The organism is Jeongeupia wiesaeckerbachi (genome assembly GCF_050916355.1).
GTDB classification, from domain to species: Bacteria; Pseudomonadota; Gammaproteobacteria; order Burkholderiales; family Chitinibacteraceae; genus Jeongeupia; species Jeongeupia wiesaeckerbachi.
This window is the reverse complement of the sequence record NZ_CP136946.1, coordinates 1,760,405-1,784,729: the sequence shown is the minus strand read 5'-3', so window position 1 is coordinate 1,784,729 and position 24,325 is coordinate 1,760,405. Positions and strand designations below refer to the sequence as shown.

Below are 24,325 nucleotides of genomic sequence, written 5' to 3'. Positions count from 1 at the left end.
AACACTGCTTGCACAGCGGCGAAACGCGCGCCATCCGTCCCCGGTTCAACCGGCCTTGCGGCGGAACACCAGATCCCAGACGCCGTGACCGAGCTTGATGCCGCGGTTCTCGAACTTGGTCAGCGGCCGGTAGTCGGGACGCGGGGCGTAGCCGTCGGCGGTGTTCTCGAGCAGCGGCTCGTTGGAGAGCACCTCGAGCATCTGCACCGCGTAGTCTTCCCAGTCGGTCGCCAGATGCAGATAGCCGCCCGGCTTGACGCGCGACAGCAGCTGCTTGATGAAATCGGGCTGCACCAGCCGGCGCTTGTTGTGGCGCTTCTTGTGCCACGGGTCGGGGAAATAGATGTGCACGCCGTCGAGGCAGTCCGGCGTGAGCATGTGTTCCAGCACCTCGACCGCGTCGTGCTGAACGATGCGAATGTTGCCGATTTCCTGCTCGCCGATCAGTTTCAGCAGGCTGCCGACGCCGGGCGTATGCACCTCGACGCCAAGAAAATCGGTATCCGGACGGCCGGCGGCGATCTCGGCGGTCGCCTGGCCCATGCCGAAGCCGATTTCGAGCACGCGCGGCGCTTCTCGGCCGAATGCCGCAGTCAGATCGAGCGCTTCGGCGGCGTACGGGATGCAGAAACGCGGGCCGAAATCGGCCAGCGCGCGTTCCTGCCCGGCCGACAGGTGGCCCTGACGCAGCACGAAGCTGCGGATGCGGCGCATATAGTTTGGATTTTCCATGACGCTTTCCAATCACCCATTCCAATCAGTATTCAAAGCAAAAGCGCCGCAAAGCGGCGCTTTTCAACGATGGGGCGATTATAACCGGCGTTCCCCGCCGGCCGCAGTACCTCAGAGCGGCAAGCTGTAGTAGCGGTAGACGGTATCGAGCTCGTAGCCGAGCGATTCGTACAAGGCCTGCGCGCGGATATTGTCATGGGCGGTCGACAACTCAAGGTGCGAGGCGCCGGTCTGGCGGGCATGCTCGGTGGCCTTGTTCATCAGCGCGCGCGCAACGCCGGCACCGCGCGCGGATTCGGTCACGTAGAGATCCATCAGGCTCCACGCCCGCGTCGCTGCAATCGAGCTGAAATAGGGGTAGAGCTGGATGAAACCGCAGGCCACGCCGTCGGCCTCGGCCAGCAGCAGGACCGACTCGCGCAGGCTCAGGCGCTCGGCCAGAAAGCCGTGCGCAACGGCAGGGTCGCTCGGCTGCGCGTAGAACACGCGATAGGCGTCGAACAGCGGCGCCAGTACGTCGAGATCGTCAAGGCTGGCGTAGCGCACGACGACGTCGCTGCGCGGTCCGGCTTGGTCTGAGGTATTCGCCATCGGGCGCTCCTGGTCAAAAAAGCGCCAGATTGTAAGACCAAAGACAGCGCGATACTACAGCTTCAGCGCATAGCCCTGAAACGCGGTATCGCGCTGATAGTCCAGCGATTCGTACAGCGCCTGCGCGGCGGCGTTGGTATGCGCCGTCGACAGTCGCAAGCTGACCGCGCCGGTCGCCACCGCGTGCGCGCGCGACTTGGCCATCAGCGCCCGGGCCACGCCATTTCCGCGCGCCGTTTCACAAACGAACAGGTCATTGAGCAGCCAGACGCGTTGCATCCCGACCGACGAGAACAGCGGAAACAGCTGTACGAAGCCGACGGGCTGCGCATTCTGCTCGGCCAGCAACAGCACCGACTCGCGCAAGGCCAGCCGCTCGCCCAGATAGGCCCGCGCGCCGTCCAGATCGCTCGACTGCTTGTAGAACTGCCGGTAAGCATCGAACAGCCGCGTCAACGCGGCCAGATCATCGAGGCTGGCGTAACGGACGCTGCAGGGGGGGATGGTGAATCCGGTGACGGCCTGCATCGTGTTCTCCGGAAAAACGAAAGAGATGCAAGATATACGTCAGCGAATACCGGTGGCAACGGCTATTGCTGCGCGCGAGACGACGACGTTGCGATCAATACGCGTGGAAACCGGCACCAGTACAGGTCCAGCGCGCGGCGGATCTGGATTCACGCACTGGACCGAACAGCCGGGTCAGACTGGTAGTGCGCTTGAGCGGCGTGTCGCCCTGCCGCGCGACTGGCCTGCCCATGACCGGTTCAGCGGCTATAAATCCATTCGGCAAGGCGCCATGCCTTCCAGCGACGAACAACAACCGAAAGCACCTGGAAAGCGTTCATTTCCAGTCATTTCACAACCAGCACGCAAGCACGTATCGCTCGATTCGATGTGCCATCTTCAATCCGAGGCCCCTAAACGATGCTCAACACCTATCGCCCCGCTTTCCGGCTGCTTCTCGGCTGCCTCTGCTTCGCCACCCTCACCGGCAGCGCCACGGCCGTCGCCGCCGAGCTTGTTTCGCAAGTGCGCCCCGGCACCCTGCCCATCGCCTGGAGTTCGGGCAGCCCGCAATGCACGCGTTTGTCGCCGGAGTTTCAAGTCCATGCCTACAACGAAGATTTGTTCATCCTGCGCGAATCGGGCTGCGTGAATGACGAGAAGCCCTTCCTCTATCTGCTGTTCGGTCAGGACAAAGCGATTCTGTTCGACACCGGCGCGGGGTCTCACGCTGTGGCGGGCAGGCCCGACGTCGCGGCCGTGGTACAACGGGTGATTGCCGGCTGGCTGCTGCGCAATCAGCGTCGCACCATCCCGCTCGTCGTCAGCCACCTGCACTCGCACGGCGACCATACCTACGGCGACTTCCAGTTCGCCGGCCTGCCGAACGTGACGCTGGTACCGCCCGGCGACGTGAGCGCATTGCAGACGGCATTCGGCATCGGCAGCTGGCCCGACAGCATCGCCGCCTATGATCTGGGCCAGCGCGTGCTCGACATCATCCCGATCCCCGGTCATGACGCGACCAGCATCGCCGTGTACGACCGCCAGACCGGCATCCTGCTGACCGGCGACACCTTGTACCCGGGCCGCATCTATGTGAACGGTGATCCGGATGTCTTCACCGCCAGCGTGCAACGGCTGGTGGATTTCACCCGTGGCAAGATCGTCACCCACGTCCTCGGCACCCACGTCGAGCAGAAGGCGGCCTATGCGGACTATCCGGTCGGCACGACCTATGCGCCGTACGAAGCGCCGCTGGCGCTGTCTCGCGGCCATTTGCTCGAGCTGCTCGACGCCAGCCGCGACCGCGCCGCGGACGGCAGCATCGTCCAGCGCTGGTTCCGCGATTTTTCGCTGTGCGGGCCCTACCCCAGCTGCAACCGCGTGAACCAATAAGCCCTGAAGCCCGCGCCCGCTCAGCTGGCGGGCGCCTCATCAGGGTGACGGGCGGCGTGTGCGCCGCCCGCGTCCGATTACTTGCTGCCGATCATCCCGAACAGCGGGCTCGACGGATCGGCGCTGTAGAGCTTCTTCGGCATCCGCCCGGCGAGGAAGGCCTCACGCCCGGCTTCGACCGCCAGCTTCATCGCATGCGCCATCCGCACCGGGTCCTTGGCGGCGGCGATCGCGGTGTTCATCAGCACGCCGTCGCAGCCGAGCTCCATGCCGACGGTCGCGTCGGACGCGGTGCCGACGCCGGCGTCGACCAGCACCGGCACCTTGGCCTGCTCGATGATCAGCCGCAGATTCCACGGATTCAGAATGCCCATGCCCGAGCCGATCAGCGACGCCAGCGGCATGATCGCGCAGCAGCCGATCTGCTCGAGTTCGCGGGCGATGATCGGATCGTCCGACGTATAGACCATCACGTCGAAGCCCTCGCCGACCAGCACTTCGGCGGCCTTGAGCGTTTCGCGCACATTCGGGTACAGCGTGTTCGGATCGCCGAGCACTTCAAGCTTCACCAGCTTGTGGTCGTCGAGCAGCTCCCGCGCCAGCCGCAGCGTACGGATTGCATCGTCGGCGCTGTAGCAGCCGGCGGTGTTCGGCAGGTAGGTGAATTCGCTTGGGGGCAGGTAGTCGAGCAGGCTCGGCTCGTTCGCGTTCTGGCCGATATTGACCCGACGGATCGCCACGGTGACGATCTCGGCGCCCGAGGCATCGATTGCCCGGCGGGTTTCGTCGAAATCCTTGTACTTGCCGGTACCGACCAAGAGGCGCGAGTTGTAGCTCTTGCCGGCGATCTGGAAGACGTCAGACATGCTTTTCCCTTTTGAAGCAATAAGGCGGTAAATCAGAAAGCCGAATCAGCGGTAAGCCACGGCGCCACCGCATCCACCTGCTGATGGACCACGATGGGATCGGAGATGAGGCCAAAGCGCTCATCCCCGGGATAAGTCACGGCGATATGCGGCTGCAGGCCGGCAAAGGCATGGATTGCCGGCCAATCGCTCCAGTAGGTCAGCAGGAAGAAATGCGAGTAACCATCTTGCTCGACCCGCTGCACGAAGGCGCCCAGATTGCCGGCCAGAGCCCGGCTCTCGGCAACACCAGTGACTTGCAGATGCTCGGCAAACGCATCGCCATGCCGTGCCGGAACGGCACCATGCCAGCTGCGGGAGATCATGGCTCAACCGCCGCCGACGGCGACGACCATCTCCAGCGCATCGCCATCGGCCAGCAGTGCCTGTGCATGGGTGCTGCGCGGAATGATCTCGCCATTGCGTTCGATCGCGACCCGTTTGCCGGTCAGATCAAGCGCTTGAATCAGTTCGGCAACGGTCAGCGGGGCGGCGAAGGTCTTGGCTTCGCCGTTGATGGACAGCTGGATCACGGCAGCGGCCTTGGCAGGATTGCGGATGGCGCCGATTTTAGCACGCGCGCGGCGTCGGACTTTGACGCCGCTCAGGCACGCACGCGCTGCAAGCGGTAGATCACCGGCAGCTGGCGCAAGCGGCGCATCACCTTGGCCAGATGCACCCGATCGTGCACCTGCAGCGTGAACTGGACCTGGACGTAGCGCTCGCCCTCGGCTTCCTGCGTCGTCACCGCGCCGATATTGGCCTCGGCGTCGCCGATCGCCGTGGCAATCTGCCCCAGCACGCCACGGGCGTTGTCGGCCAGCACACGCACCGGCACGTCGAAGAAGCGCTCGACCTGCGGATCCCATTCGACGTCGATCAACTTCTCGGCGTCGACATGGCCCTTGGCGAGCAGCGGACAGTCATGGGTATGGATGACGAGGCCCTGATCCTTCTTGACGATGCCGAGAATCGGATCACCCGGAATCGGGTTGCAGCAGCGGCCGAACTGCACCGCCATGCCTTCTGTCCCGCGGATCGTCATCGCCGCCGTCCGCCGCGAACCGCCGCCCTCGTCCCGCCACAAGCCGCCCAGCTGCAGCAGCCGCTTGACGACGACAACGGCTAGCCGCTTGCCCAGGCCGATGTCGGCGAGGACCTCGGCCTTGTCACGGGCGTTGTTTTCCTTGACGTAGCGGTCCCACACCTCGTCATCGAGTTCGACCGCCGCCTGGTGCAGGCTCGAGAATCCCTGTTCGAGCAGACGCTCGCCCAGCGTCACCGATTCTTCGAAACGCATGCTCTTGAGGAAATGGCGGATATGGCTGCGCGCCTTGCCGGTGGTGACGAAAGTCAGCCAGCTCGGATTCGGCTTGGCGTGCGCAGCGGTGACGATTTCGACCTGGTCGCCGTTCTTGAGCTTGGCACGCAGCGGCACCAGCTCGTGATTGATCTTGGCGGCAATGCAGCGATCACCGATGTCCGAGTGCACCGCGTAGGCGAAGTCGACGCAGGTTGCACCGGCCGGCATCGACAGGATCTTGCCCTTGGGCGTGAACACATAGACCTGATCGGGGAACAGATCGACCTTGATGTGTTCGAGGAATTCGACCGCATCGCCCGATTCGGATTGCAGCTCCAGCAGGCTCTGCAACCACTGGTGCGTCTTCTGCTGCACGTCCGAGAACGTTTCGTCGCCGCTCTTGTACATCCAGTGGCTGGCGACGCCGGCATCGGCAATCCGGTGCATTTCCGACGTGCGAATCTGGATTTCGATCGGCGTGCCGTAGGGGCCGAACAGCGTCGTATGCAGACTCTGGTAGCCGTTCGACTTCGGAATCGCGATGTAGTCCTTGAACTTGCCGGCGATCGGCTTGAACAGCCCGTGCAAGGCGCCCAGCGCCAAATAGCACGTCGGCACATCCTTGACGATGACGCGGAAGGCGTAGATGTCGAGGACTTCGGAGAACGACAGCGATTTCTCCTGCATCTTGCGATAGATGCTGAAGAGGTTCTTTTCGCGCCCGGACACCGTCGCGTCGAGCCCGGCGCCCATCAGCTGCGCGCGCACGGCATCGAGAATCTTGCCGACGACCTCGCGGCGGTTGCCGCGCGCGGCCTTCAGCGCCTTCGAGAGCACCGCATAACGCCGCGGATGCATGTATTTGAACGACAGGTCGTCGAGTTCCTGATAGACCGCGTTCAGGCCGATCCGGTTGGCGATCGGCGCGTAGATTTCCATCGTTTCGCGGGCGATGCGCTTTTGCTTGTCCGGCCGCATCGCATCCATCGTGCGCATATTGTGCAAGCGGTCGGCCAGCTTGATCAGGATCACGCGCAGGTCGCGCGCCATCGCCAGCAGCATCTTGCGGAAGTTCTCGGCCTGCGCCTCTTCCTTGCTCTGGAATTCGAGCTTCTCGATCTTGCTCATGCCGTCGACCAGGTCGGCGACATGGCGGCCGAACTTCTCGGTGATCTCGAGCTTGGAGACGCCGGTGTCCTCGACGACATCGTGCATCAGCGCCGCGGCCAACGCCTGCGCGTCGAGGTGCCAGGCGGTCAGGATCGTCGCGACCGCGAGTGGATGCGAGATATACGGTTCGCCCGACTGGCGCGTCTGGCCGCGGTGGGCGATTTCGGAGAACTTGAACGCGCGAGCGAGAAAGTCGCGGTCTTCCGGCTTCAGGTAGCCGGTATCGTCGGACAGAAAGCTGTTGGCCGCATCCAGGACGTGCGGCGCCTGGGTGGCCAGCTCGGGGAGTTCGTGCGGGCTTATCGCGGGCATGTGCCCGCCTTTACCTGCCAGCGCGGGCAGGCCGGGTCGTCAGCGTGGCGACACCGTCGTTTCATCGTCGTTGGCGGCCCGGACACGCCGGGCCGGCTCCACAAGCGGTCAGATACGGTTGCGGTTGAGGATGTCGCGACCGATCAGGCCGGATGCGACTTCGCGCAGCGCCAACACCGTCGGCTTGTCCTTGCCCGGGTTGTCGACCTGCGGAGTCGAGCCATTGGCGATCTGGCGAGCGCGGTAAGCGGCGGCCAGGGTCAGGTCGAAGCGGTTTTCGATGTTCGGCAGGCAGTCGTCAACGGTCACACGGGCCATGTCATTTACTCCAAATCAGTGATAATCGCCGAATCAGGCGAAAGATGGGGCCATTCTACCAGAGGCCCCGGATGACCATCAGCCCTTGAGGCTGGCGAGCAGCTTCGCGTGGCGTTCGGCCTGACGCGGTTCGCGCAGGCGCTCGGCGCGGACGATGCCTACAATGTCGCGCACCGCCTCGTCGATATGCTCGTTGACGATCAGATAATCGAACTCGCCGGCGTGGCCGATTTCGGCGCGCGCTTCGGCCATGCGGCGGGCGATCACGTCATCGGCGTCCTTGCCGCGGTTCTTCAGCCGCTGCTCGAGCACATCGAGCGACGGCGGCAAGACGAAGAGGCCGATCGCATCGGGGAACAGCTTGCGCACCTGCTCGGCGCCCTGAGTATCGATCTCGAGCAGGATGTCACGGCCGGACTGACGCGCTTCGGTGATCCACGCCTGCGACGTGCCGTAGTAGTTACCGTAGACCTCGGCGTATTCGAGCAGCTCGCCAGCGGCGATCATTGACTCGAAGGTAGCGCGGTCGACGAAACGGTAGTCCTTGCCATCGATTTCGCCGGCGCGCGGCGCGCGCGAGGTGAACGAGATCGACAGCTGGACATTGGCGTCGGCGGCGAGCAGCGCCGCAACCAGCGTGGTTTTGCCGGCGCCCGACGGCGCGGTGACGACGAAAATATTGCCTTGGGTCATCGCGGATCAATTCCGTAAGAAAATTACAGCCAGCGTAGCATAGGCAGCGGGCGTCGAAAACGCCCCTTGCGTTGCGGAATCCGCCCAGCAGGCTGGCTGCGCCCGATGGGATGGCGGCCTATTCGATGTTCTGGATCTGCTCGCGCATCTGTTCGATCAACACCTTGAGTTCGATCGACGCCCGGCTGGTCTCGGCCGACACCGACTTCGACCCCAGCGTATTGGCTTCGCGATTGAGTTCCTGCATCAGGAAATCCAGCCGCTTGCCGACCGCACCGCCCTTTTGCAGGATGCGGCGGATTTCGGAGAAATGCGCGCTCAGACGCGACAGCTCTTCGTCGACGTCGATCTTCTGGGCGAAGACGACGATTTCCTGGCGAATGCGGTCGTCGTCGGCCGAACCGATGGCTTCGACGAAACGCGCCGTCAGCCGGGCTTCGTAGTCGGCGACCAGCGTCGGGATGCGCGGTTTGACGTCAGCGACGATCGCTTCCATACCGGCGATACGCTCGAGCAGGTGTTCCTTGAGCTTCTCGCCTTCGCGGGCGCGGCTGGCCTTGAAATCGACCAGGGCCGCGTCGAGCAGGGCCGCGAGCGTCTCGCCGAGCGCTTCGTCCTGCGGCGCTTCCTGCACCAGCACGCCGGGCCAGCGCAGCAACTCGCCGAGCTTGAGTTCACCACCGCTGCCGACCACGTCGCGCGCTTCGGCGCTGACGCGCAGCAATTCTTCGAGCAGCGCGCGATTGAGCTGCAATTTGGCCGAACCGGCGTCCTGGGCATTGAAATAGGCACGACATTCGACCTTGCCGCGGCTCAGCGCTGCACCGATACGTTCGCGAATCGAACCTTCGAACGCGCGCAGGTCTTCGCCAAGCCGCAGCGACAGGTCGAGAAAACGATGGTTGACCGCGCGTACTTCGACGCTGAGCGTACCAAGCGCCAGCTCTTGCTGGGCGTTGGCGTAACCGGTCATGCTGAAAATCATTGGAACTCCTTGTGGTCTAGCGGGTGCACCGGTGAAACAGCGTGAGCCACGCAACTTTACTTTCGCCGGGGCGGCACTCAGAATCGGCGCAGACCGATCAGGCAATGCCAGATATAAAAAATACGGATGGCGACACCGAGTAATCAGCCGCTTTCACGCGGCTATCAGCTACAGAACTATACGATCGCCAAGCTCCTGTCAGCTGGCGGCTTCAGTATCGTCTACCTCGCGCACGACGAAAACGACTATCCGGTCGCGATCAAGGAGTATCTGCCAAATTCACTCGCGCTGCGCTGCGAAGGCGAGCGCGTCGAAGCGACCAGCGAAGAGAATCTGGCGATGTTCCGTCACGGCCTCAAGTGCTTCTTCGAGGAAGGCAAGACGCTGGCGCGCATTCAGCATCCGAACATCGTCCGGGTGCTGAATTTCTTCCGCGGCAACGACACCGTCTACATGGTGATGGAGTACGAACGCGGCCGTACCTTGCAAAAGGAAATCCAGCTCAAGCACGAGCGCGAAGGCGTCGACGAGAAGCTGATCCGCCACGTGTTCTTCCACCTGCTCAACGGCCTGCGCGAAGTCCACCTGAACAAGCTGCTGCACCTCGACATCAAGCCGGCGAACATCTACGTCCGCAAGGACGGCTCACCGGTGCTGCTCGATTTCGGCTCGGCCCGACAGACGCTGACGCAGGACCACGCCAAGCTCACGCCGATGTACACGCCGGGCTTTGCCGCGCCCGAGCAATACAACAAGAAGAACGAACTCGGGCCGTGGACCGACATCTACGGTGTCGGCGCATCGATGTTCGCCTGCCTCGCCGGCACCGCACCGCAACCGGCCGATGCGCGCCAGCGCGCCGACAAGCTGGTCGACCTGCGCACCGCCTACGGCGACCGCTACTCGCCCGAACTGCTCGACCTGATTCACCAGTGCCTGCTGCTCGACCCGACCGCAAGGCCGCAAAGCGTGCCGCAGCTGCAGAAGGCACTGATCGAAGCCGCGTCACCGCCGGCGCGCAAGCCTGGTCTGATCCGGACTGTCCAACTCGCCTGGCGCAAACTCACCATCAAGCCTGATCGGGGGTTCGAATGAAGTTCACCGTCTTCCAGGATTCGCGCCGTGGTGCGCGCAAGAGCAACCAGGATCGCGTCGGCTATTCATACAGCCGCGATGCGTTGCTGCTGGTCGTCGCCGACGGCATGGGCGGCCATCTGCACGGCGAAGTCGCCGCACAACTGGCGGTCGAGCTGCTGACCGACCAGTTCGAGCAGAAGGCACAGCCGGCGCTGGCCAATCCGCTGCAATTCCTCGCCGACAGCTTCCAGCGCTGCCACGAGGCGATCTACGACTACGCGGCGCGCAAGGAGATGCTCGAAATCCCGCGCACCACCTGTGTCGCCTGCATTGTCCAGGACGGCATCGCCTACTGGGCACACGTCGGCGATTCGCGGCTTTACCTGCTGCGCGGCAGCAAGGTGCTGGCACAGACGCGCGATCACTCCAAGGTGCGGCGGCTGCTCGACGAGCGCAAGATCACCGAGGAAGAAGCGCGCGTCCACCCGGAAAAGAACAAGATCTACTCGTGTCTCGGCGGCGTCTACCCGCCCGAGATCGACCTCGGCGGCAAGGTCGCGCTGTCCGACGGCGACACCTTGCTGCTGTGCTCGGACGGGCTGTGGGGCTCGCTCGAGGACGACGAACTCGCGCACTTCCTCGGTGCCTTCCCGGTGCTGTTCGCCGTGCCGCAACTGATGGACCGCGCCGAGCTGCGCGGTGGCAAATTCGGCGACAATCTGTCGGCGCTGGCGATCAACTGGCACGATGCTGGAGAGAACGAGGTCAACGGCGACGCCTTCGTGTCGACGCTGAAACTCGACCATCACACGATCTCGACCCACGTCGACCCGCTGACCGCCAAGGACGGCGGTGACTTTACCGACGACGACATCGAAAGCGCCATCGCCGAGATTCAGGCCGCGATCGCCAAGTATTCGAAATAAGCGCGACTAACACCCCCGGGTTACTTGCTGCGGGGTACACACCCTGCTGGCGGCGGCGCGCCGGGTTTTCTTAGCCGTTCCGCGCTCAGGCAATATTCGGGCGGCCGGGCTGACGCCGGGCGGTATAATCCCTTGATTCGATTGAACCAAGGATGATCATGCGCCCGTCCGGCCGTACTCCCGCGCAGCTGCGCCCTGTCCGTCTCACCCGCAACTACACCCGCCATGCCGAAGGCAGCGTGCTGGTCGAATTCGGCGACACCAAGGTGCTGTGCACCGCCAGCGTCGAAGAAAGCGTGCCGCCGTTCCTGCGCGGCAAGGGCCAAGGCTGGGTCACCGCCGAATACGGCATGCTGCCGCGTTCGACCAATAGCCGGATGCGGCGCGAAGCCGCCGCCGGCAAGCAGAGCGGCCGCACCCAGGAAATCCAGCGCCTGATCGGCCGCAGCCTGCGCGCCGTCGTCGACCTGGAAAAACTCGGCGAGCGGCAGATCCTCATCGACTGCGACGTGATCCAGGCCGACGGCGGCACCCGCACCGCCAGCATCACCGGCGCCTTCGTGGCATTGAGCGACGCCATCAACGGGCTGATCGCCGCCGGCAAGCTCACGCAAAGCCCGATCCGCCAGCACGTCGCCGCGATCTCGGTCGGCGTCTACCAGCACACGCCGGTGCTCGACCTCGACTACCCGGAAGACTCGGACTGCGAAACCGACATGAACGTGGTGATGACCGACAGCGGCCAGTTCATCGAAGTCCAGGGCACCGCCGAGGGCGTACCGTTTTCGCGCGCCGAGATGAACGCCCTGCTCGATCTGGCCGACGCCGGTATCCGTGAACTGATCGCGGCGCAAAAGGCAGCGCTGGCAGCATGACGGCCGCAGTGAAACCGTCACGGCGCTTTTCGATCGCGCCGATGCTCGACTGGACCGACCGTTTCTACCGCCGCTTCGCCCGCGAACTGAGCCGCGACGCCTGGCTGTACACCGAGATGGTCAACACCGGCGCGATCCTGCACGGCGACAAGATGCGCCATCTGCGTTTCGACAACGTCGAGAACCCGCTGGCGCTGCAACTCGGCGGCTCCGATCCGGCTGATCTGGCCAAATGCGCGAAAATCGCCGAGGACTGGGGCTATGACGAGGTCAACCTCAACGTCGGCTGTCCGTCCGAGCGCGTCCAGTCCGGCTCGTTCGGCGCCTGCCTGATGCTCGAGCCGCGGCTGGTGTCCGACTGCCTCAAGGCGATGCGCGATGCCTGCACGATCGACGTCACCGTCAAGCACCGGATCGGCATCGACGCGCTCGAAGATTACGAATTCCTGCGCGACTTCGTCGGCCATGTCCACACCGCCGCCGGCGTGACGACCTTCATCGTCCACGCGCGCAACGCCATCCTCAAAGGCCTAAGCCCGAAAGAAAACCGCGACATTCCGCCGCTGAAATACGACTACGTCCACCGGCTCAAGCGCGATTTTCCGCAGCTCGAGATCATCATCAACGGCGGCATCGCCGTGCACGACGACATCGCCGCGCAGCTCGAGCACGTCGACGGCGTGATGGTCGGCCGCGAGGCCTACCACAACCCGTGGATGCTCGCCGACGTCGACGCACGCTACTACGGCAGCGACTGGCGCCCCGAAAGCCGCGAAGCGGCGATGCGCGCATTGCGCCCCTTTGTCGAAGCCGAACTCAAGGCCGGCACACCGCTGCGCTTCTTTACCCGCCATGTGCTCGGCCTGTATCAGGGCGAACGCGGTGCGCGCGGCTGGCGCAGAACGCTTTCTGACGCCAAACTGCTCAAGGATGCCAGCTGGCCGCTGATCGAGGCGGCGATGGCGCAAATGCAATCACCGGAACCCTCGCCCGCATGAATCGTGCCGCCCCGCTCGTCGTCGCTCTGACCACCGCCTTGCTGATGCCAGCCGCACTGGCCACCAACATCACCCTGATGGCCGTACTCGGCAACAAGGCGATCCTGAATATCGACGGTGCGCAGCGCACCGTGACCGTCGGCCAGAGCAGCGGCAGCGTCAAGCTGCTGGCTTTGAATAGCGATGCGGCAACGATCGACGTCGGCGGCGCGCAAAAGCGCATCGTGCTGGGCGAAGGCTATTCGGTCAGCGGCGGCAATCGCGACAATGGCGGTGGCAGCCTGGTACTCAGCGCAGACCGCGCAGGGCACTTCTTCGCCGATCTGCGCATCAACGGCACGACGCAGAAAGCCATCGTCGATACCGGTGCCAGCTATATCTCGCTCAGCGGCGGTATGGCCGACCGGATGAAAATCAACTACCGCAGCGGGCGCGCCGGCGAGGCGATGACGGCCAACGGCCGGATTAATGTATGGATCACCAAGGTGCCACAAGTGCAGATCGGCAACCTGATGCTCTACGACGTCGACGTGTCAGTGCAAGACGGCAACACGCTCGACATTGCCCTGCTCGGCAATTCGGCGCTGAACCGATTCCAGATGAAGCGTGACAACGACCTGCTGACGCTGACCAAGAAAACCTATTGAATCCGGCCATGACCATGCAAAAAATCGTCCTCGCCAGCAATAACGCCGGCAAGATCCGAGAATTCCGCCACCTGCTCGCGCCGCTCGGGCTGGACATCATCCCGCAGGGCGAGCTGAACGTGCCCGAATGCGACGAACCCTTCGGCACCTTTATCGAGAACGCGCTGCAAAAGGCCCGCCACGCCAGCCGCATCACCGGCCTGCCGGCGCTGGCCGACGACTCAGGCATCTGCGTTCACGCGCTCGGCGGCGCGCCGGGCGTGTACTCGGCACGCTTCGCCGGCGAGCCGAAGTCGGACGCACGCAATAATGAAAAACTGCTGGCCGAACTGGCCGACAAGACCGACCGCGGTGCTTACTACTACGCAGCGCTGGTGCTGGTACGCAGCGAGCACGATCCGCAGCCGCTGATTGCCGACGGCGTCTGCCCGGGGACCATCATCGCCGCACCGCGCGGCGAAGGCGGCTTCGGCTACGACCCGCTGTTCCTGCTGCCGCAATACGACCGCACCGTCGCCGAGATCAGCGCCGACGAAAAGGCCGCGATCTCGCACCGCGGCCGCGCGCTGCGCCAGTTGGTCGACAAGCTCAAGGACACGCAGCTATGAGCGCCTGCAGCAATGAAGCCCGCTACGCCATCTGGCAACGCGACGACGGCTCGGTCGTGTCGTGCACCGAGAAGGTCAAGGTCATGAACGAAAACCTCGATGAAATTGCCCAGCTGCTGCAGGACGCGCTCGAAGACGGCATCCTGATGGAAGTCTCCGAAGCGCAGATGAAGGACGTGCTGCACAAGCTCGTCGACGCGCTGCACAACCCGTATGCCGGGCGTGAATGAAATACCAATGACGACCATCGCTTTACCAACGACCCGCAGCACCTGGGGCCTGACCGCACTGCCGCCGCTGGCGTTGTACATCCATTTCCCGTGGTGCGTGAAGAAATGTCCCTACTGCGACTTCAACTCGCACGCACTGAAGTTTGGCGGCGCGGGCGGCGACGACGGCCGGCTCGATAGCACGCTAGAAGCCCAGTATATCGATGCGCTGATCGCCGACCTCGAGTCCTGTCTGCCGCTGATCTGGGGCCGGCCGGTGACGTCGATCTTCATGGGCGGCGGCACGCCGAGCCTGTTCTCGGCAGCAGCAATGGACCGGCTGCTCGCGGCGATCCGCGCCCGGGTCAAATTGTTGCCCGACGCCGAAATCACCATGGAAGCCAATCCGGGCACCTTCGAGGCCGACCAGTTCGCCGGCTATGCCGACGCCGGCATCAATCGGCTGTCGATCGGCATCCAGAGCTTTGACGACAGCAAGCTCAAGGCGCTCGGCCGCATCCACGACCGTGACGCGGCGCAGCGCGCCATCGAGATCGCCCACCGTCATTTCAACAACTTCAACCTCGACCTGATGTACGCGCTGCCGCAGCAGACGCTGGCACAAGCGCTCGCCGACATCGACACCGCGATCGCCGCCAGGCCGACGCATATCAGCGCCTACCATCTGACGCTGGAACCGAACACGCTGTTCCACCGCTACCCGCCGGCGGTGCCCGACGATGACCTCGCCGCCGACATGCAGGACGCCATCGAGGCACGGCTCGCCGCTGCCGGTTTCGAACATTACGAAACCAGCGCCTTCGGCCAGCCCAAGCGCCGCGCCAAGCACAATCTGAATTACTGGACCTTCGGCGACTACCTCGGCATCGGCGCCGGTGCGCACGCCAAGATCAGCTTTCCCGACCGCGTCATCCGCCAGATGCGCTACAAGCAGCCGACCGAATACCTGGCGAAGATGCGCGAAGGCAACGCGGTGCAGACCGAGGACGCGATCACGCTCGAACAGTTGCCGTTCGAGTTCATGCTCAACGCGCTGCGGCTGACCGACGGCTTTGCACTCACGCTGTTCACCGAACGCACCGGCCTGCCGCTGACGCGCATCATCCACGACATCGACCGCGCCTGCGCCGAGGACCTGCTCGAACGCACACTTGATCACGTCAGGCCGACCGAACAGGGACGGCGCTTCCTCAATACCCTGCTTGAGCGTTTTCTACCGGATTGAAAGAAAAACAAAACGGTACCCCTTTGGCCTTCACTCACAGCAGGAGATGCAACACGGTCAGATTTTACGAACCAGAACCCAACCTCCGGACGTTTTGACCGAGTAATACGCACTCAATGCCTAATGCGCAGATTAATACAAATCGAGCACCGAGCGAATAACTGATCTATATACACGGCTCCCGCATGCGGAAAATGCTTATCGCTAGGAAACCCATGACCTCGCATCCAGAATGGACGCCAGAAAAAGATATAAAAAATACGACAATCCTGACTCGCTACTTGAGTCTACTGATCGCTTACTGGATCATCTGCCTCAGCGCAACAGCTTACCGGGTAAGGCTATCGGCATGGGGCTACATGCCATCCACAGCCGAAATAAACGCATCAAACGCGTTGTTATCGATATCAGCACTTTTCTCGATCTCGCCCCCAGTCTTCGGGCTGATTCACTCGATATTTACAAGAAGCATCTGGCCATTCCTGCTATCGCTTGCAATATTGTTCGGCACACTTTTGGGACTGCTTATTAGCGTGGGCATCACCCTCGACTGTGATATCAACGCTGCGATACAGAAGAAAATGAGAGCCCGCCTTTCAAATGAAGAGCTGAAATCCGTCCACGCTTTCGGTGGACTATGCCCTACTGAATACTCATTCAAGAGCAAGGAAGGAGATTGGCTATGCGTGTTGGGCTCTGACGGATTTTTCCGTGGCCATGAGGTTTCCATCGGAAGTTGCGGTTAGATTTTGCTTTCAATTCTGGAGAAAACGGCACGCCTCGGCGTGCCGTTTTTCATCAAGCAGCCATCGCTGTCTCTCGCTGCGCCACCTGCTGCCGCAGCCACACCAGATCGGCTATCGTCAGCACCGGCAGGCCGTGCTGTTCGGCATAGGCGATGACCGCATCGCCGCGCATCATCGTACCGTCCGGGTTCATCAGCTCGCACAGCACCGATGCATCGCTCAGGCCGGCGAGCTGGGCCAGTTCGATCGACCCTTCGGTATGGCCGCGGCGTTCGAGCACGCCGCCAGGACGGGCACGCAGCGGGAAGACATGGCCGGGACTGACGAGCTGCGCCGGGTCAAGACTCAGCGCCGCATGGATCGTCGTCACCCGGTCGGCGGCCGACACGCCGGTGGCGACGCCATCGCGTGCTTCGATCGATACCGTGAACGCCGTGCTGTTGCGGCTGCCGTTGTGCGCAACCATCTGCGGCAACTGCAAACGGTTCAGCGCGGCATCGCTCAGACACAGGCAAACGATGCCGCTACCGTCGCGGATCATCTGCGCCATGCTGGCGGCGGCGATGCGTTCGGCGGCGACGATCAGGTCGGCCTCGTTCTCGCGATCCTCGTCGTCGAGCAGCACGACGGGGCGGCCAATACCGGTGGCGATGATGGCGGCTTCGAGCCGTTGTTGGGGATGGGTAGTGGAAAAATACTGGTCGAACTTGGACATGGGGGAAACGCTCCGCAAATTGGCGAAAGCGTTCAGGGCCAACCCGGAACCGGGTCGGAGACGGCCGTCCGCCTGCCACTCGGCATGCGGGCCAACCTGGTCTTCTCTCATCCGGACTCTAACCGTCGGCTCCGGAATCTGACCGGATCTGCTGACCCTGCTGGCGCAGGCGCTCGCGGGCTTGGCTCTGTTCGAGCCCTACCGCCGGTGGGGAATTTCACCCCGCCCTGAAGACGCGTGATGCCGCGACCTGGATCGCGACGCTGCGATCGTAACAAAATCGCGGCGCTGCTGGCAGCTGCGGCGATCCCTCACCGGCGCCGATACAGGCCATGGCCCGCTCCTCCGCCGACGACAGGCCGCGCGCTAGCAGGTCGATGCATGCAGCACATTGCCTCCCCCTTTGCGCCCGGACAGGGAACAACCCCAAGTACCGCGGTCTAATGGGCTTCATGCATTTTGATGAGGCTTTCCCATGTCCGCATTGCCCCCGATCACGGTGTCGTCGCTCGACGCCGATCGCCTGTACGAGCTGATCGATACGCTGCCCGCCAGCGCCTTCCCCGGCGCCGCGGCATTGCGCGCAGAACTTGATCGCGCGACGCAGCTCGACCCGGCGGAAATGCCTGCCGATGTGGTGACAATGCGCTCGCGCGTGCGCTTCGACATCGCCGGCTCGGATCAGCACTTCGAGCTGACGCTGTGCTATCCGAAGGACCTGAACGGCGCCACCGGGCAGATTTCGATCACCGCACCGGTCGGCAGTGCCTTGCTGGGCCTGTCGGTCGGCCAGCAGATCGGCTGGCCGGCGCCGGGTGGCAGGACGACCAGCGTGACGATCCTCGACGTCGTCTACCAGCCAGAGCGGGCCGGCGAACTCGGCCGCTGAGCCAGACTCAGGGTGCGGTCGACGCGGCCGCACCGCCCCGCTGGCGCGGTTCCGGCAGCGATGCATCGTTGGCATCGATACCGTACGGCGCAAAGGCGTAGGGCTCGGCCGGCAGCGCCGCCAGCGCGTCGGCCAGTGCCGGGCTGTCGGCATTCAGCGCCTGCGGTATCGCACTGGGTTCGGCCAGCAACCTGCGGATCCGATCCTGATCCAGCGGCTGGTCGGCCAGCACCGCCTCCAAGATACGCTGGTCGAGCAGGCTGGCCGCCAGCGTTTCCGGCGCGGCCTGATCCGGGTACTCGCCGACGCCGTCGTAACTCGCCATCCACACCTGCCCGCCGGCATCACCGACCAGCACCGACTGGTTGATCACCCGGAACGGCGTGCCGATCTTCAACTGCGGAAACAATTCGGCCGCATCCTCGGCGTACAGGTGCATGCAGCCGTGGCTGGTGCGCATGCCGATGCCCCACGGCCGGTTGGTCGCGTGCAGGAAAATCCCCGGCCAGCCGGTCTTCATCGCCAGCATGCCCATCGGGTTGTCGGGGCCGGGCGGGAAATACTCGGGCAGCTCGACGCCCTCTTCCTCGCGGTGTTCGTCGCGAATGCTCTTGGGCACGAACCAGCCCGGATCGCGGTATTTTGCGGTGACCTTGCTGGTGCCGAGCGGCGTCGACCAGCCCTCGCGGGCGATGCTGATCGGATAGGTGATCACCTGCGCCGGCTGGCCTTTCTTCGGTGGCGGGAAATAGAACATCCGCCGCTGCGGAATATTGACGACGATGCCCTGCCACGGCTTGGGCGGCAGGATGAAGCGGGTCGGAATCACCACCCGCGTGTTCGCGCCCGGCGTCCACACCGGCACCCCCGGGTTGGCACTGGTGATTTCGTCGTAACCCAGATCGAAATGGCGCATCAGGTCGAGCAGCGTATTGTCGGGCGTCGGCACGACGACCTTGACTTCACCGACCAGGGTGCTGCCATCCTTGGGTAAAGCGAACGTTGCCGCTACGGCAATGGTCGAAACCAGCATGGTCGCCCCGAGCATGAGCGCAGCGGCCAGCCGCGGAGTCCGACGATGCGTATCCGTCTGTTGTTGCCCGTCCTGCTGCTTGCCACGCTGAGCGCCCGCGCCGAGCCCTGGGCGCTGGTCGATACCGGCGCGCAGACGCTGACCGTTTTTTCGACCTCGGGCGTCGCCCTGCTCACCGTCGACCACGTCGCGATCGGCAGCGGTGGCGTGTCGGACGTGCATTACCGCGGCGACAACACGACGCCCCGCGGCAACTATCGAATCCGGGCGATTCGCAAATCGCATCGCTTCGTCACCTTTTACGAGCTGGATTACCCTCAGACCGCGCAAGCCGAGCAAGCGTTCCGCGATGGCCGGCTGTCCGCCGCCACCCGCGATCTGATCGCACAGCAGAACGATGCCGGACACCGTGCCGTGCAGCGGTCCATCCTTGGCGGCTGGATCGGCATTCATGGCGTCGGCATGGGCAACCCGGACATCCACCGGTCGTTCAACTGGACCGACGGCTGCGTCGCGCTCGACAACGACGCGCTGGCGGCCTTCGGCGAGTGGGCCGACGTCGGCATGCGGGTCGAGATTCGTTGATCCGGCGGGCCTGAGCCCGCGCGCGGACCGGCGGGACGCATGGTGGTGCGCCCCGCTTCATGCATCATTTCATCATCGACTTCTTGAACGCCCGGTCGACCTTTTCATTGGCTGCCGCAGCTTCCTGGCGTGCCGCCTTCGCTTCGGCCAGTGCCTGATCGGACTTCTGGTTGGCTTGTTGCGCCATCGCGGCCGCACTGTTTGCGGCGGCGGCATTGGCATTGGCCTTGGCGAGCGCCTGATCGGCGGTCGCCTGAGCCTTGTCGACCGCGGCCTTGAGCGCGCTGTCGCTCGCACAGCCACCGAGCAGGGTCAGGGTAACGGCCGCGACGACGAGCGCGGCCCGGTGACGAAGAACCGTCTGCATGACGTACTCCTTCAAAGAGTCAGTAAGGACACGCCGACGGCGCATCTTTCCTCTTTAGAGTTCGCCGTCCCGCGCGACGCAAGCGGGATATGCCAAATCAATGGATGCCGGGCCGATGGCCGGCAGGATATCGGCGCCGGGGCCGCAATCGTCGCTACAATAACGACCTCTTCAACGCCACCGGAAAACGCTTCATGAGCAAGACCATCATCCACAGCGATCATGCGCCGGCTGCAGTCGGCACCTACTCGCAGGCCGTCAAGGTCGGCGATACCGTCTACCTGTCCGGCCAGATCGGCCTCGACCCGCAAAGCGGTGTACTGGTCGACGGTTTCGAGGCGCAGTGCCACCAGGTGTTCAAGAACCTGCGCGCGGTCTGTCTGGCGTCCGGCGGCGACCTCGCCGACATCGTCAAGCTCGGCGTCTTCGTCACCGACCTGGCCAACTTCGCCAAGCTCAACGAAATCATGAGCGACTATTTCACCGCACCGTTCCCGGCCCGCGCCGCGATCCAGGCCGCTGCGCTGCCCAAGGGTGCGCTGGTCGAAGCCGACGGCGTGCTGGTGCTGGCGCAGTAAGCCGCAGCGGCCATCGCAAAGGGCAGCCCTCGGGCTGCCCTTCTTCATTCGCAAAACTGTAACCGGCGCGCATCCGGGAGATTGCCACTGTCGCGGCACGGCACGGCCGCCTAGGCTGTTCCTCTCATCCACGCTGGCGCACCGCATGCACCTCGAACTCTGGCTCGCCTTCGTCGCGACGACCTTCTTCATCTCCGGCACGCCGGGACCGAATATGCTGCTGATGCTCAGCCACGGTACCCGCTACGGCTGGCAGCCGACGCTGGCGACCATGGCCGGCGCGCTGACCGGGCTGGCGCTGCTGTTCACGCTGTCGGCCTTCGGCCTTGCGGCCGTCCTCGCCGCGTCGGCCGAGCTGTTCCTGCTGCTCAAGCTCGTCGGCGCCGCGTATCTGATCTATCTCGGCATCCAGTGCTGGCGCGCCGGTGACACGCTCGACGAACCGAACATCCGCGGCGATTCGGCGTGGGCGCGCTACCGGCTCGGCCTGACGGTCGCGCTGTCGAACCCGAAGGCGATCCTGTTCGCCGCCGCCTTTCTACCGCAGTTCATCGACCCGAAACTGGCGCAAGGCCCGCAGTGGACGGTGCTGCTGCTGAGCTTCTTCGTGATCGAGGCCGCATGGCAGATTGCCTACGCCGCTGGCGGCACGCGCCTCGCCACCTGGCTGCACCGCCCCGGCCGCATCCGCCGCTTCAATCGTTGCTGCGGCGCGGCATTCTTCGCCGTCGGCGGCATGCTGGCGCTGGCACGGCGCTAAGGATCCGCCCCATTTGGCGGCTGCGCCCGCGCATTTCATTTCCGTCCGATGCTCGGCGTCCTCATGGACCACATGTCCATTCGGGCGCCTGCGCTTCGGGCGACAATGAACTGCTTTGGCTCGCCCACCAACTGAAACGAATTCAGCGCCTTACACAAAACCACTGGTCGTCCGCAAATTGACGAAGTATCAACACGCGACTTCGATATTGTCGATCAGTCGCGTCGTCCCGATCCGCGCCGCCAGCAGGATCACCAGCGCGTGATCGGTGTGGACCGCCGGTTTCAGCGTCCTGGCGTTGCGCGTTTCGACATAGTCGACGACCCAGCCATGACGGACCAGATCGGCAATGGTGTCCTCGGCCAGCCGGGCGAAATCGCGCTCGCCCTGATGGATCGCGTCACGCATCCGCGTCAGATGGTGATAGAGACGCGGCGCTTCGGCGCGTTCGGCTTCGGACAGATAGCTGTTGCGCGACGACAGTGCCAGCCCGTCTCCGGCGCGGCCGGTGTCGACCGGCACCACGTCGATCGGCATGTTCAGCTCCTCGACCATCCGCTGCAGGATGAAGAGCTGCTGGTAGTCCTTCTTGCCGAAGCAGGCGACGTCGGGCTGGACGATGTTGAACAGCTTGCTCACCACGGTGGCGACGCCGCGGAAATGCCCGGGCCGGAAGGCACCACAGAGTTCGTCCTGCAAGGCCGGCGGCTCGACCTTGTACTGCTGGATCACATGCGGATACAGCTCTTTCTCGTCCGGCGCGAACACCACGGCGTGCGGGCACTCGTTCGCGATCAGCGACGCGTCATGGCTCAGCGTGCGCGGATAACGGTCGAAATCCTCGCCCTGACCGAACTGCAGCCGGTTGACGAAGATGCTGACGACCACCGCCTGCGCCCGCGTTGTGGCCTCGCGCACCAGCGCCATATGCCCGGCGTGCAGATTGCCCATCGTCGGGACAAAGGCGACCGTGCCGGCGGTTTTGCGCCATTCGCGCAGTTCTTGGATCGTGTGGATGATTTTCATGACGTTCACTCGGAAACAGGCGGATTCGGGTCGATCGGCGCAGTGCGATACTGCGACACGCTATCGCTGGCGTACAGCCGCTCGACCAGTTCGGGCCACGGTGCGGCCCAGACTTCTTGATACGTGCATTCGCCCGGATACTGCACCGGGAAAGCAAGGTTTTCGGCGCCGGGCGTGAACTGGCAATCGATGCCGGGCTTGCTGTTGCCGCGCGCATCGCAGCGGTACCAGCCGTGGCCGTCGAGCCAGACTGCGGCAAAACCATGCAGGCAGTACGGCGGGTTCGGGCCATCCCAGGTCAGCCGCTGGTAACTGAAGCCCCCGGGCAGACCGTTGGCGCGCCACAGCGCGACCAGCAGATGGCTCTTGGCATGACAGAAACCGGTGCCGGTCGCCAGCGTGTCGGACGCCGACACCGGCACTTCCTCGCGCTGGAAATCGATGCAGTGCTCGATCCGGTCGCGTACCCAGTTGAAGCAGTTGCGCGCCGTATCGATCTGCGTCGGCGCCGCCAGCGATGCCGCCAGCGCGGCAACGTCGGGATGATCGAAATCGACGACGTCACTCGCCGCCAGATAGGGGGTCAGATCGGGCTGTGCGCTCATCGCGGCCACTCCGGTTCAGGGTTGCAGATCGCCACGGGCGACGGCTTCGTCGAGGCCGGCGCGCAGCCGGGCCCAGACGCCGGGCAGCACCGGAGCGACCTTGGCTTCGTTCATCGCGATCACCTGCGACACGCGAATGCCGTGTTCGCGCCAGCTCTGGCCGCGGTTGTTGAGGTTCTGCAGCATCGGCATCACCCGGTCGATCGCCCGGGCGAAACGCGCATCGTTGTCAACGCCGTGCGTGAAGTCGTGCCACAGCGCAAACAGCGCCTTGCCGGTGTCGTCCGGCAACAGGCCGAAGATGCGCTCGGCACCGGCCAGCTCCAGCGCCTCGGCGGCCTGGCGTTGCGCGCTGTCGTAGACCATCACGTCACCGGCGTCGATTTCGGGGATGTCGTGCACCAGCAGCATCTTCAGCACCCGATCGATATCGACCGGCAGCGCCGACTCGGCCGCCAGCGACAGCGCCAGCATGGCGATCTGCCAGCTGTGCTCGGCGGTGTTCTCGCGCCGGTCCAGCCCGATCGGCTTGTTCCGTCGCAGCACGCCCTTGAGCTGTTCCAGTTCGAGGGCGAAAGCGAAGATCGCGTCGAGACGTTCGGCCATCGCGTGGCCTCAGTAGCTGTGTTCGTCGGCCGGGAAGGTCGCGGCGCGCACTTCGCGCACATAGGACTCGAACGCCCCCTGGATGCTCGAAACGCCGTGCATGTAGTTCTTCACGAAGCGGGCCTTCTTGCCCGGATAGACACCGAGCATGTCGTAAACGACCAGTACCTGACCGTCGACATCGACGCCGGCGCCGATGCCGATGGTCGGTACCGACAGCGATTCGGTCACCGTCTTGGCCAGTTCGGCCGGGATCATTTCCATCAGCACCATCGCCGCGCCGGCCTGTTGCAGCGCCAGCGCATCGCGCTTGAGGATTTCGGCTTCGTACTGGGTCTTGCCCTGGATCTTGAAGCCGCCGTAGACGTTGACCGACTGCGGCTGCAGGCCGATGTGGGCACACACCGGAATGCCGCGCGCGGCGAGGAAGGCGACGGTCTCGACCATCACCATGCCGCCTTCGATCTTGACCATCTCGGCGCCGGCGGCCATCAGCTTCGCGGCGTTTTCGTACGCCTGCTGCGGGCTCTGCTGGTAGGCGCCAAACGGCAGGTCGGCCAGCACCAGCGCTTCGCGATTGCCGCGGGCGACGCACTGGGTGTGGTAGATCATCTGTTCCATCGTCACCGGCAGCGTGCTGCTCAGCCCCTGGATCACATTGCCGAGCGAATCGCCAATCAGCAGGATATCGACCCCGGCCTCGTCCATCAGCGTGGCGAAACTGGCGTCGTAACAGGTGAGCATGACGATCTTCTGGCCGTCCTGCTTCATTTTCTGCAGCGTGGTAATCGTGGTCTTCATTGCGTAATCCCGTGGATGGTTGGGCAGACGTCACGGCAGCGGGATAACGCCGCCGCGTGGCGCATTATTCCACCAGCAGCAGCGCTGCGCCCATACGTATTGTTGCCGACAGCC

The 24,325-nt window shown here is 64.0% G+C and carries 31 protein-coding genes and 1 riboswitch; of the genes, 14 read left to right on the top strand and 17 right to left on the bottom strand.

Annotated elements, in window-relative coordinates; all coding sequences use genetic code 11:
- Positions 1-45: 45 nt before the first annotated feature.
- The 3 genes from trmB to R0382_RS08655 all read right to left on the bottom strand — a co-directional run bounded on the left by trmB (position 46) and on the right by R0382_RS08655 (position 1,851).
- A complete protein-coding gene (trmB, locus tag R0382_RS08665; RefSeq protein ID WP_432723954.1) occupies positions 46-732 on the bottom strand; it encodes a tRNA (guanosine(46)-N7)-methyltransferase TrmB in 687 nt (228 codons plus the stop codon).
- A gap of 111 nt (positions 733-843) precedes the next feature.
- Positions 844-1,323 (bottom strand): GNAT family N-acetyltransferase, encoded by a 480-nt coding sequence (locus R0382_RS08660; protein WP_432723953.1) that lies wholly within the window; start codon positions 1,321-1,323, stop codon positions 844-846.
- 54 nt (positions 1,324-1,377) lie between these two features.
- The gene (locus R0382_RS08655) at positions 1,378-1,851 is read right to left on the bottom strand and encodes a GNAT family N-acetyltransferase (protein ID WP_432723952.1); all 474 of its coding nucleotides are present in this window, start codon (positions 1,849-1,851) and stop codon (positions 1,378-1,380) included.
- A gap of 399 nt (positions 1,852-2,250) precedes the next feature.
- Between R0382_RS08655 and R0382_RS08650 the strand changes: the two genes are divergently transcribed.
- A complete protein-coding gene (locus R0382_RS08650; RefSeq protein ID WP_432723950.1) occupies positions 2,251-3,228 on the top strand; it encodes an MBL fold metallo-hydrolase in 978 nt (325 codons plus the stop codon).
- Between the two features lie 77 nt (positions 3,229-3,305).
- On the opposite strand, the gene R0382_RS08645 is transcribed toward R0382_RS08650, so the two are convergent.
- The 7 genes from R0382_RS08645 to R0382_RS08615 all read right to left on the bottom strand — a co-directional run bounded on the left by R0382_RS08645 (position 3,306) and on the right by R0382_RS08615 (position 8,914).
- A complete protein-coding gene (locus R0382_RS08645; RefSeq protein ID WP_432723948.1) occupies positions 3,306-4,094 on the bottom strand; it encodes a thiazole synthase in 789 nt (262 codons plus the stop codon).
- A 32-nt stretch (positions 4,095-4,126) separates the two neighbouring features.
- Positions 4,127-4,459, bottom strand: coding sequence for a hypothetical protein (locus R0382_RS08640; protein ID WP_432723946.1), 333 nt, complete (start codon positions 4,457-4,459; stop codon positions 4,127-4,129).
- A gap of 3 nt (positions 4,460-4,462) precedes the next feature.
- Entirely contained in the window at positions 4,463-4,666 is a 204-nt protein-coding gene (gene thiS / locus R0382_RS08635; RefSeq protein ID WP_432723945.1) for a sulfur carrier protein ThiS, read from the bottom strand.
- Between the two features lie 71 nt (positions 4,667-4,737).
- Positions 4,738-6,918, bottom strand: a complete 2,181-nt coding sequence (locus R0382_RS08630; RefSeq protein WP_432723943.1) for a RelA/SpoT family protein — start codon at positions 6,916-6,918, stop codon at positions 4,738-4,740.
- A 108-nt stretch (positions 6,919-7,026) separates the two neighbouring features.
- Positions 7,027-7,236 (bottom strand): DNA-directed RNA polymerase subunit omega, encoded by a 210-nt coding sequence (rpoZ, locus tag R0382_RS08625; protein WP_432723942.1) that lies wholly within the window; start codon positions 7,234-7,236, stop codon positions 7,027-7,029.
- 78 nt (positions 7,237-7,314) lie between these two features.
- A complete protein-coding gene (gene gmk, locus R0382_RS08620; protein ID WP_432723940.1) occupies positions 7,315-7,929 on the bottom strand; it encodes a guanylate kinase in 615 nt (204 codons plus the stop codon).
- 118 nt (positions 7,930-8,047) lie between these two features.
- Positions 8,048-8,914, bottom strand: coding sequence for a YicC/YloC family endoribonuclease (locus R0382_RS08615; RefSeq protein WP_432723938.1), 867 nt, complete (start codon positions 8,912-8,914; stop codon positions 8,048-8,050).
- Positions 8,915-9,040: 126 nt separating this feature from the next.
- Between R0382_RS08615 and R0382_RS08610 the strand changes: the two genes are divergently transcribed.
- The 9 genes from R0382_RS08610 to R0382_RS08570 all read left to right on the top strand — a co-directional run bounded on the left by R0382_RS08610 (position 9,041) and on the right by R0382_RS08570 (position 16,032).
- Positions 9,041-10,009: a serine/threonine protein kinase gene (locus R0382_RS08610; RefSeq protein WP_432723936.1), complete on the top strand. Its 969-nt coding sequence runs from the start codon at positions 9,041-9,043 to the stop codon at positions 10,007-10,009.
- Positions 10,006-10,917 carry a PP2C family protein-serine/threonine phosphatase gene (locus R0382_RS08605; protein ID WP_432723935.1) on the top strand — a complete coding sequence of 304 codons (912 nt, stop codon included), beginning with the start codon at positions 10,006-10,008 and terminating at the stop codon, positions 10,915-10,917. The genes R0382_RS08610 and R0382_RS08605 overlap by 4 nt, the downstream gene beginning before the upstream one ends.
- Before the next feature lie 158 nt (positions 10,918-11,075).
- Positions 11,076-11,792 (top strand): ribonuclease PH, encoded by a 717-nt coding sequence (rph, locus tag R0382_RS08600; protein WP_432723933.1) that lies wholly within the window; start codon positions 11,076-11,078, stop codon positions 11,790-11,792.
- Positions 11,789-12,790, top strand: a complete 1,002-nt coding sequence (gene dusA / locus R0382_RS08595; protein ID WP_432723931.1) for a tRNA dihydrouridine(20/20a) synthase DusA — start codon at positions 11,789-11,791, stop codon at positions 12,788-12,790. The genes rph and dusA overlap by 4 nt, the downstream gene beginning before the upstream one ends.
- Complete coding sequence (locus R0382_RS08590; protein WP_432723929.1) at positions 12,787-13,437, top strand: retropepsin-like aspartic protease family protein; 651 nt, start codon at positions 12,787-12,789, stop codon at positions 13,435-13,437. The genes dusA and R0382_RS08590 overlap by 4 nt, the downstream gene beginning before the upstream one ends.
- Before the next feature lie 8 nt (positions 13,438-13,445).
- Positions 13,446-14,045, top strand: a complete 600-nt coding sequence (gene rdgB, locus R0382_RS08585; RefSeq protein ID WP_432723927.1) for an RdgB/HAM1 family non-canonical purine NTP pyrophosphatase — start codon at positions 13,446-13,448, stop codon at positions 14,043-14,045.
- Complete coding sequence (locus tag R0382_RS08580; RefSeq protein WP_432723926.1) at positions 14,042-14,275, top strand: hypothetical protein; 234 nt, start codon at positions 14,042-14,044, stop codon at positions 14,273-14,275. The genes rdgB and R0382_RS08580 overlap by 4 nt, the downstream gene beginning before the upstream one ends.
- A 7-nt stretch (positions 14,276-14,282) precedes the next feature.
- A complete protein-coding gene (gene hemW, locus R0382_RS08575) occupies positions 14,283-15,500 on the top strand; it encodes a radical SAM family heme chaperone HemW (RefSeq protein ID WP_432723924.1) in 1,218 nt (405 codons plus the stop codon).
- Between the two features lie 232 nt (positions 15,501-15,732).
- Entirely contained in the window at positions 15,733-16,032 is a 300-nt protein-coding gene (locus tag R0382_RS08570) for a hypothetical protein (RefSeq protein WP_432723923.1), read from the top strand.
- A 266-nt stretch (positions 16,033-16,298) separates the two neighbouring features.
- Here the strand turns inward: R0382_RS08570 and ribB are convergent, their stop codons facing one another.
- A complete protein-coding gene (gene ribB / locus R0382_RS08565; RefSeq protein WP_432723921.1) occupies positions 16,299-16,961 on the bottom strand; it encodes a 3,4-dihydroxy-2-butanone-4-phosphate synthase in 663 nt (220 codons plus the stop codon).
- A 95-nt stretch (positions 16,962-17,056) separates the two neighbouring features.
- Positions 17,057-17,200: riboswitch (FMN riboswitch) on the bottom strand.
- A gap of 236 nt (positions 17,201-17,436) precedes the next feature.
- Here ribB and rnk point away from each other — a divergent pair.
- A complete protein-coding gene (rnk, locus tag R0382_RS08560; protein ID WP_432723920.1) occupies positions 17,437-17,850 on the top strand; it encodes a nucleoside diphosphate kinase regulator in 414 nt (137 codons plus the stop codon).
- A gap of 7 nt (positions 17,851-17,857) precedes the next feature.
- Here rnk and R0382_RS08555 read toward each other — a convergent pair whose 3' ends face one another.
- Entirely contained in the window at positions 17,858-18,883 is a 1,026-nt protein-coding gene (locus tag R0382_RS08555; protein WP_432723918.1) for a L,D-transpeptidase family protein, read from the bottom strand.
- 45 nt (positions 18,884-18,928) lie between these two features.
- On the opposite strand from R0382_RS08555, the gene R0382_RS08550 reads away from it, so the two are divergent.
- Positions 18,929-19,468, top strand: a complete 540-nt coding sequence (locus R0382_RS08550) for a L,D-transpeptidase family protein (protein ID WP_432723917.1) — start codon at positions 18,929-18,931, stop codon at positions 19,466-19,468.
- A 64-nt stretch (positions 19,469-19,532) separates the two neighbouring features.
- Here the strand turns inward: R0382_RS08550 and R0382_RS08545 are convergent, their stop codons facing one another.
- On the bottom strand, positions 19,533-19,835 hold the full coding sequence (locus R0382_RS08545; protein WP_432723915.1) for an Lpp/OprI family alanine-zipper lipoprotein: 303 nt from the start codon (positions 19,833-19,835) through the stop codon (positions 19,533-19,535).
- Positions 19,836-20,029: 194 nt separating this feature from the next.
- Here R0382_RS08545 and R0382_RS08540 point away from each other — a divergent pair, with 194 nt between their 5' ends.
- Together R0382_RS08540 and R0382_RS08535 are read left to right on the top strand one after the other, a co-directional pair.
- Positions 20,030-20,413 carry a Rid family detoxifying hydrolase gene (locus R0382_RS08540; protein WP_432723913.1) on the top strand — a complete coding sequence of 128 codons (384 nt, stop codon included), beginning with the start codon at positions 20,030-20,032 and terminating at the stop codon, positions 20,411-20,413.
- A gap of 145 nt (positions 20,414-20,558) precedes the next feature.
- Positions 20,559-21,173, top strand: a complete 615-nt coding sequence (locus R0382_RS08535) for a LysE family translocator (RefSeq protein ID WP_432723911.1) — start codon at positions 20,559-20,561, stop codon at positions 21,171-21,173.
- 189 nt (positions 21,174-21,362) lie between these two features.
- Here the strand turns inward: R0382_RS08535 and panC are convergent, their stop codons facing one another.
- From panC to panB, 4 genes are read right to left on the bottom strand one after another with little or no spacing between them, the layout of a single operon-like run.
- The gene (panC, locus tag R0382_RS08530) at positions 21,363-22,199 is read right to left on the bottom strand and encodes a pantoate--beta-alanine ligase (protein WP_432723909.1); all 837 of its coding nucleotides are present in this window, start codon (positions 22,197-22,199) and stop codon (positions 21,363-21,365) included.
- 5 nt (positions 22,200-22,204) lie between these two features.
- Positions 22,205-22,804, bottom strand: coding sequence for a transglutaminase-like domain-containing protein (locus R0382_RS08525; RefSeq protein ID WP_432723908.1), 600 nt, complete (start codon positions 22,802-22,804; stop codon positions 22,205-22,207).
- 15 nt (positions 22,805-22,819) lie between these two features.
- Positions 22,820-23,410, bottom strand: a complete 591-nt coding sequence (locus R0382_RS08520) for an HD domain-containing protein (protein ID WP_432723907.1) — start codon at positions 23,408-23,410, stop codon at positions 22,820-22,822.
- Between the two features lie 9 nt (positions 23,411-23,419).
- Entirely contained in the window at positions 23,420-24,211 is a 792-nt protein-coding gene (panB, locus tag R0382_RS08515) for a 3-methyl-2-oxobutanoate hydroxymethyltransferase (protein ID WP_432723905.1), read from the bottom strand.
- Positions 24,212-24,325 lie beyond the last annotated feature (114 nt).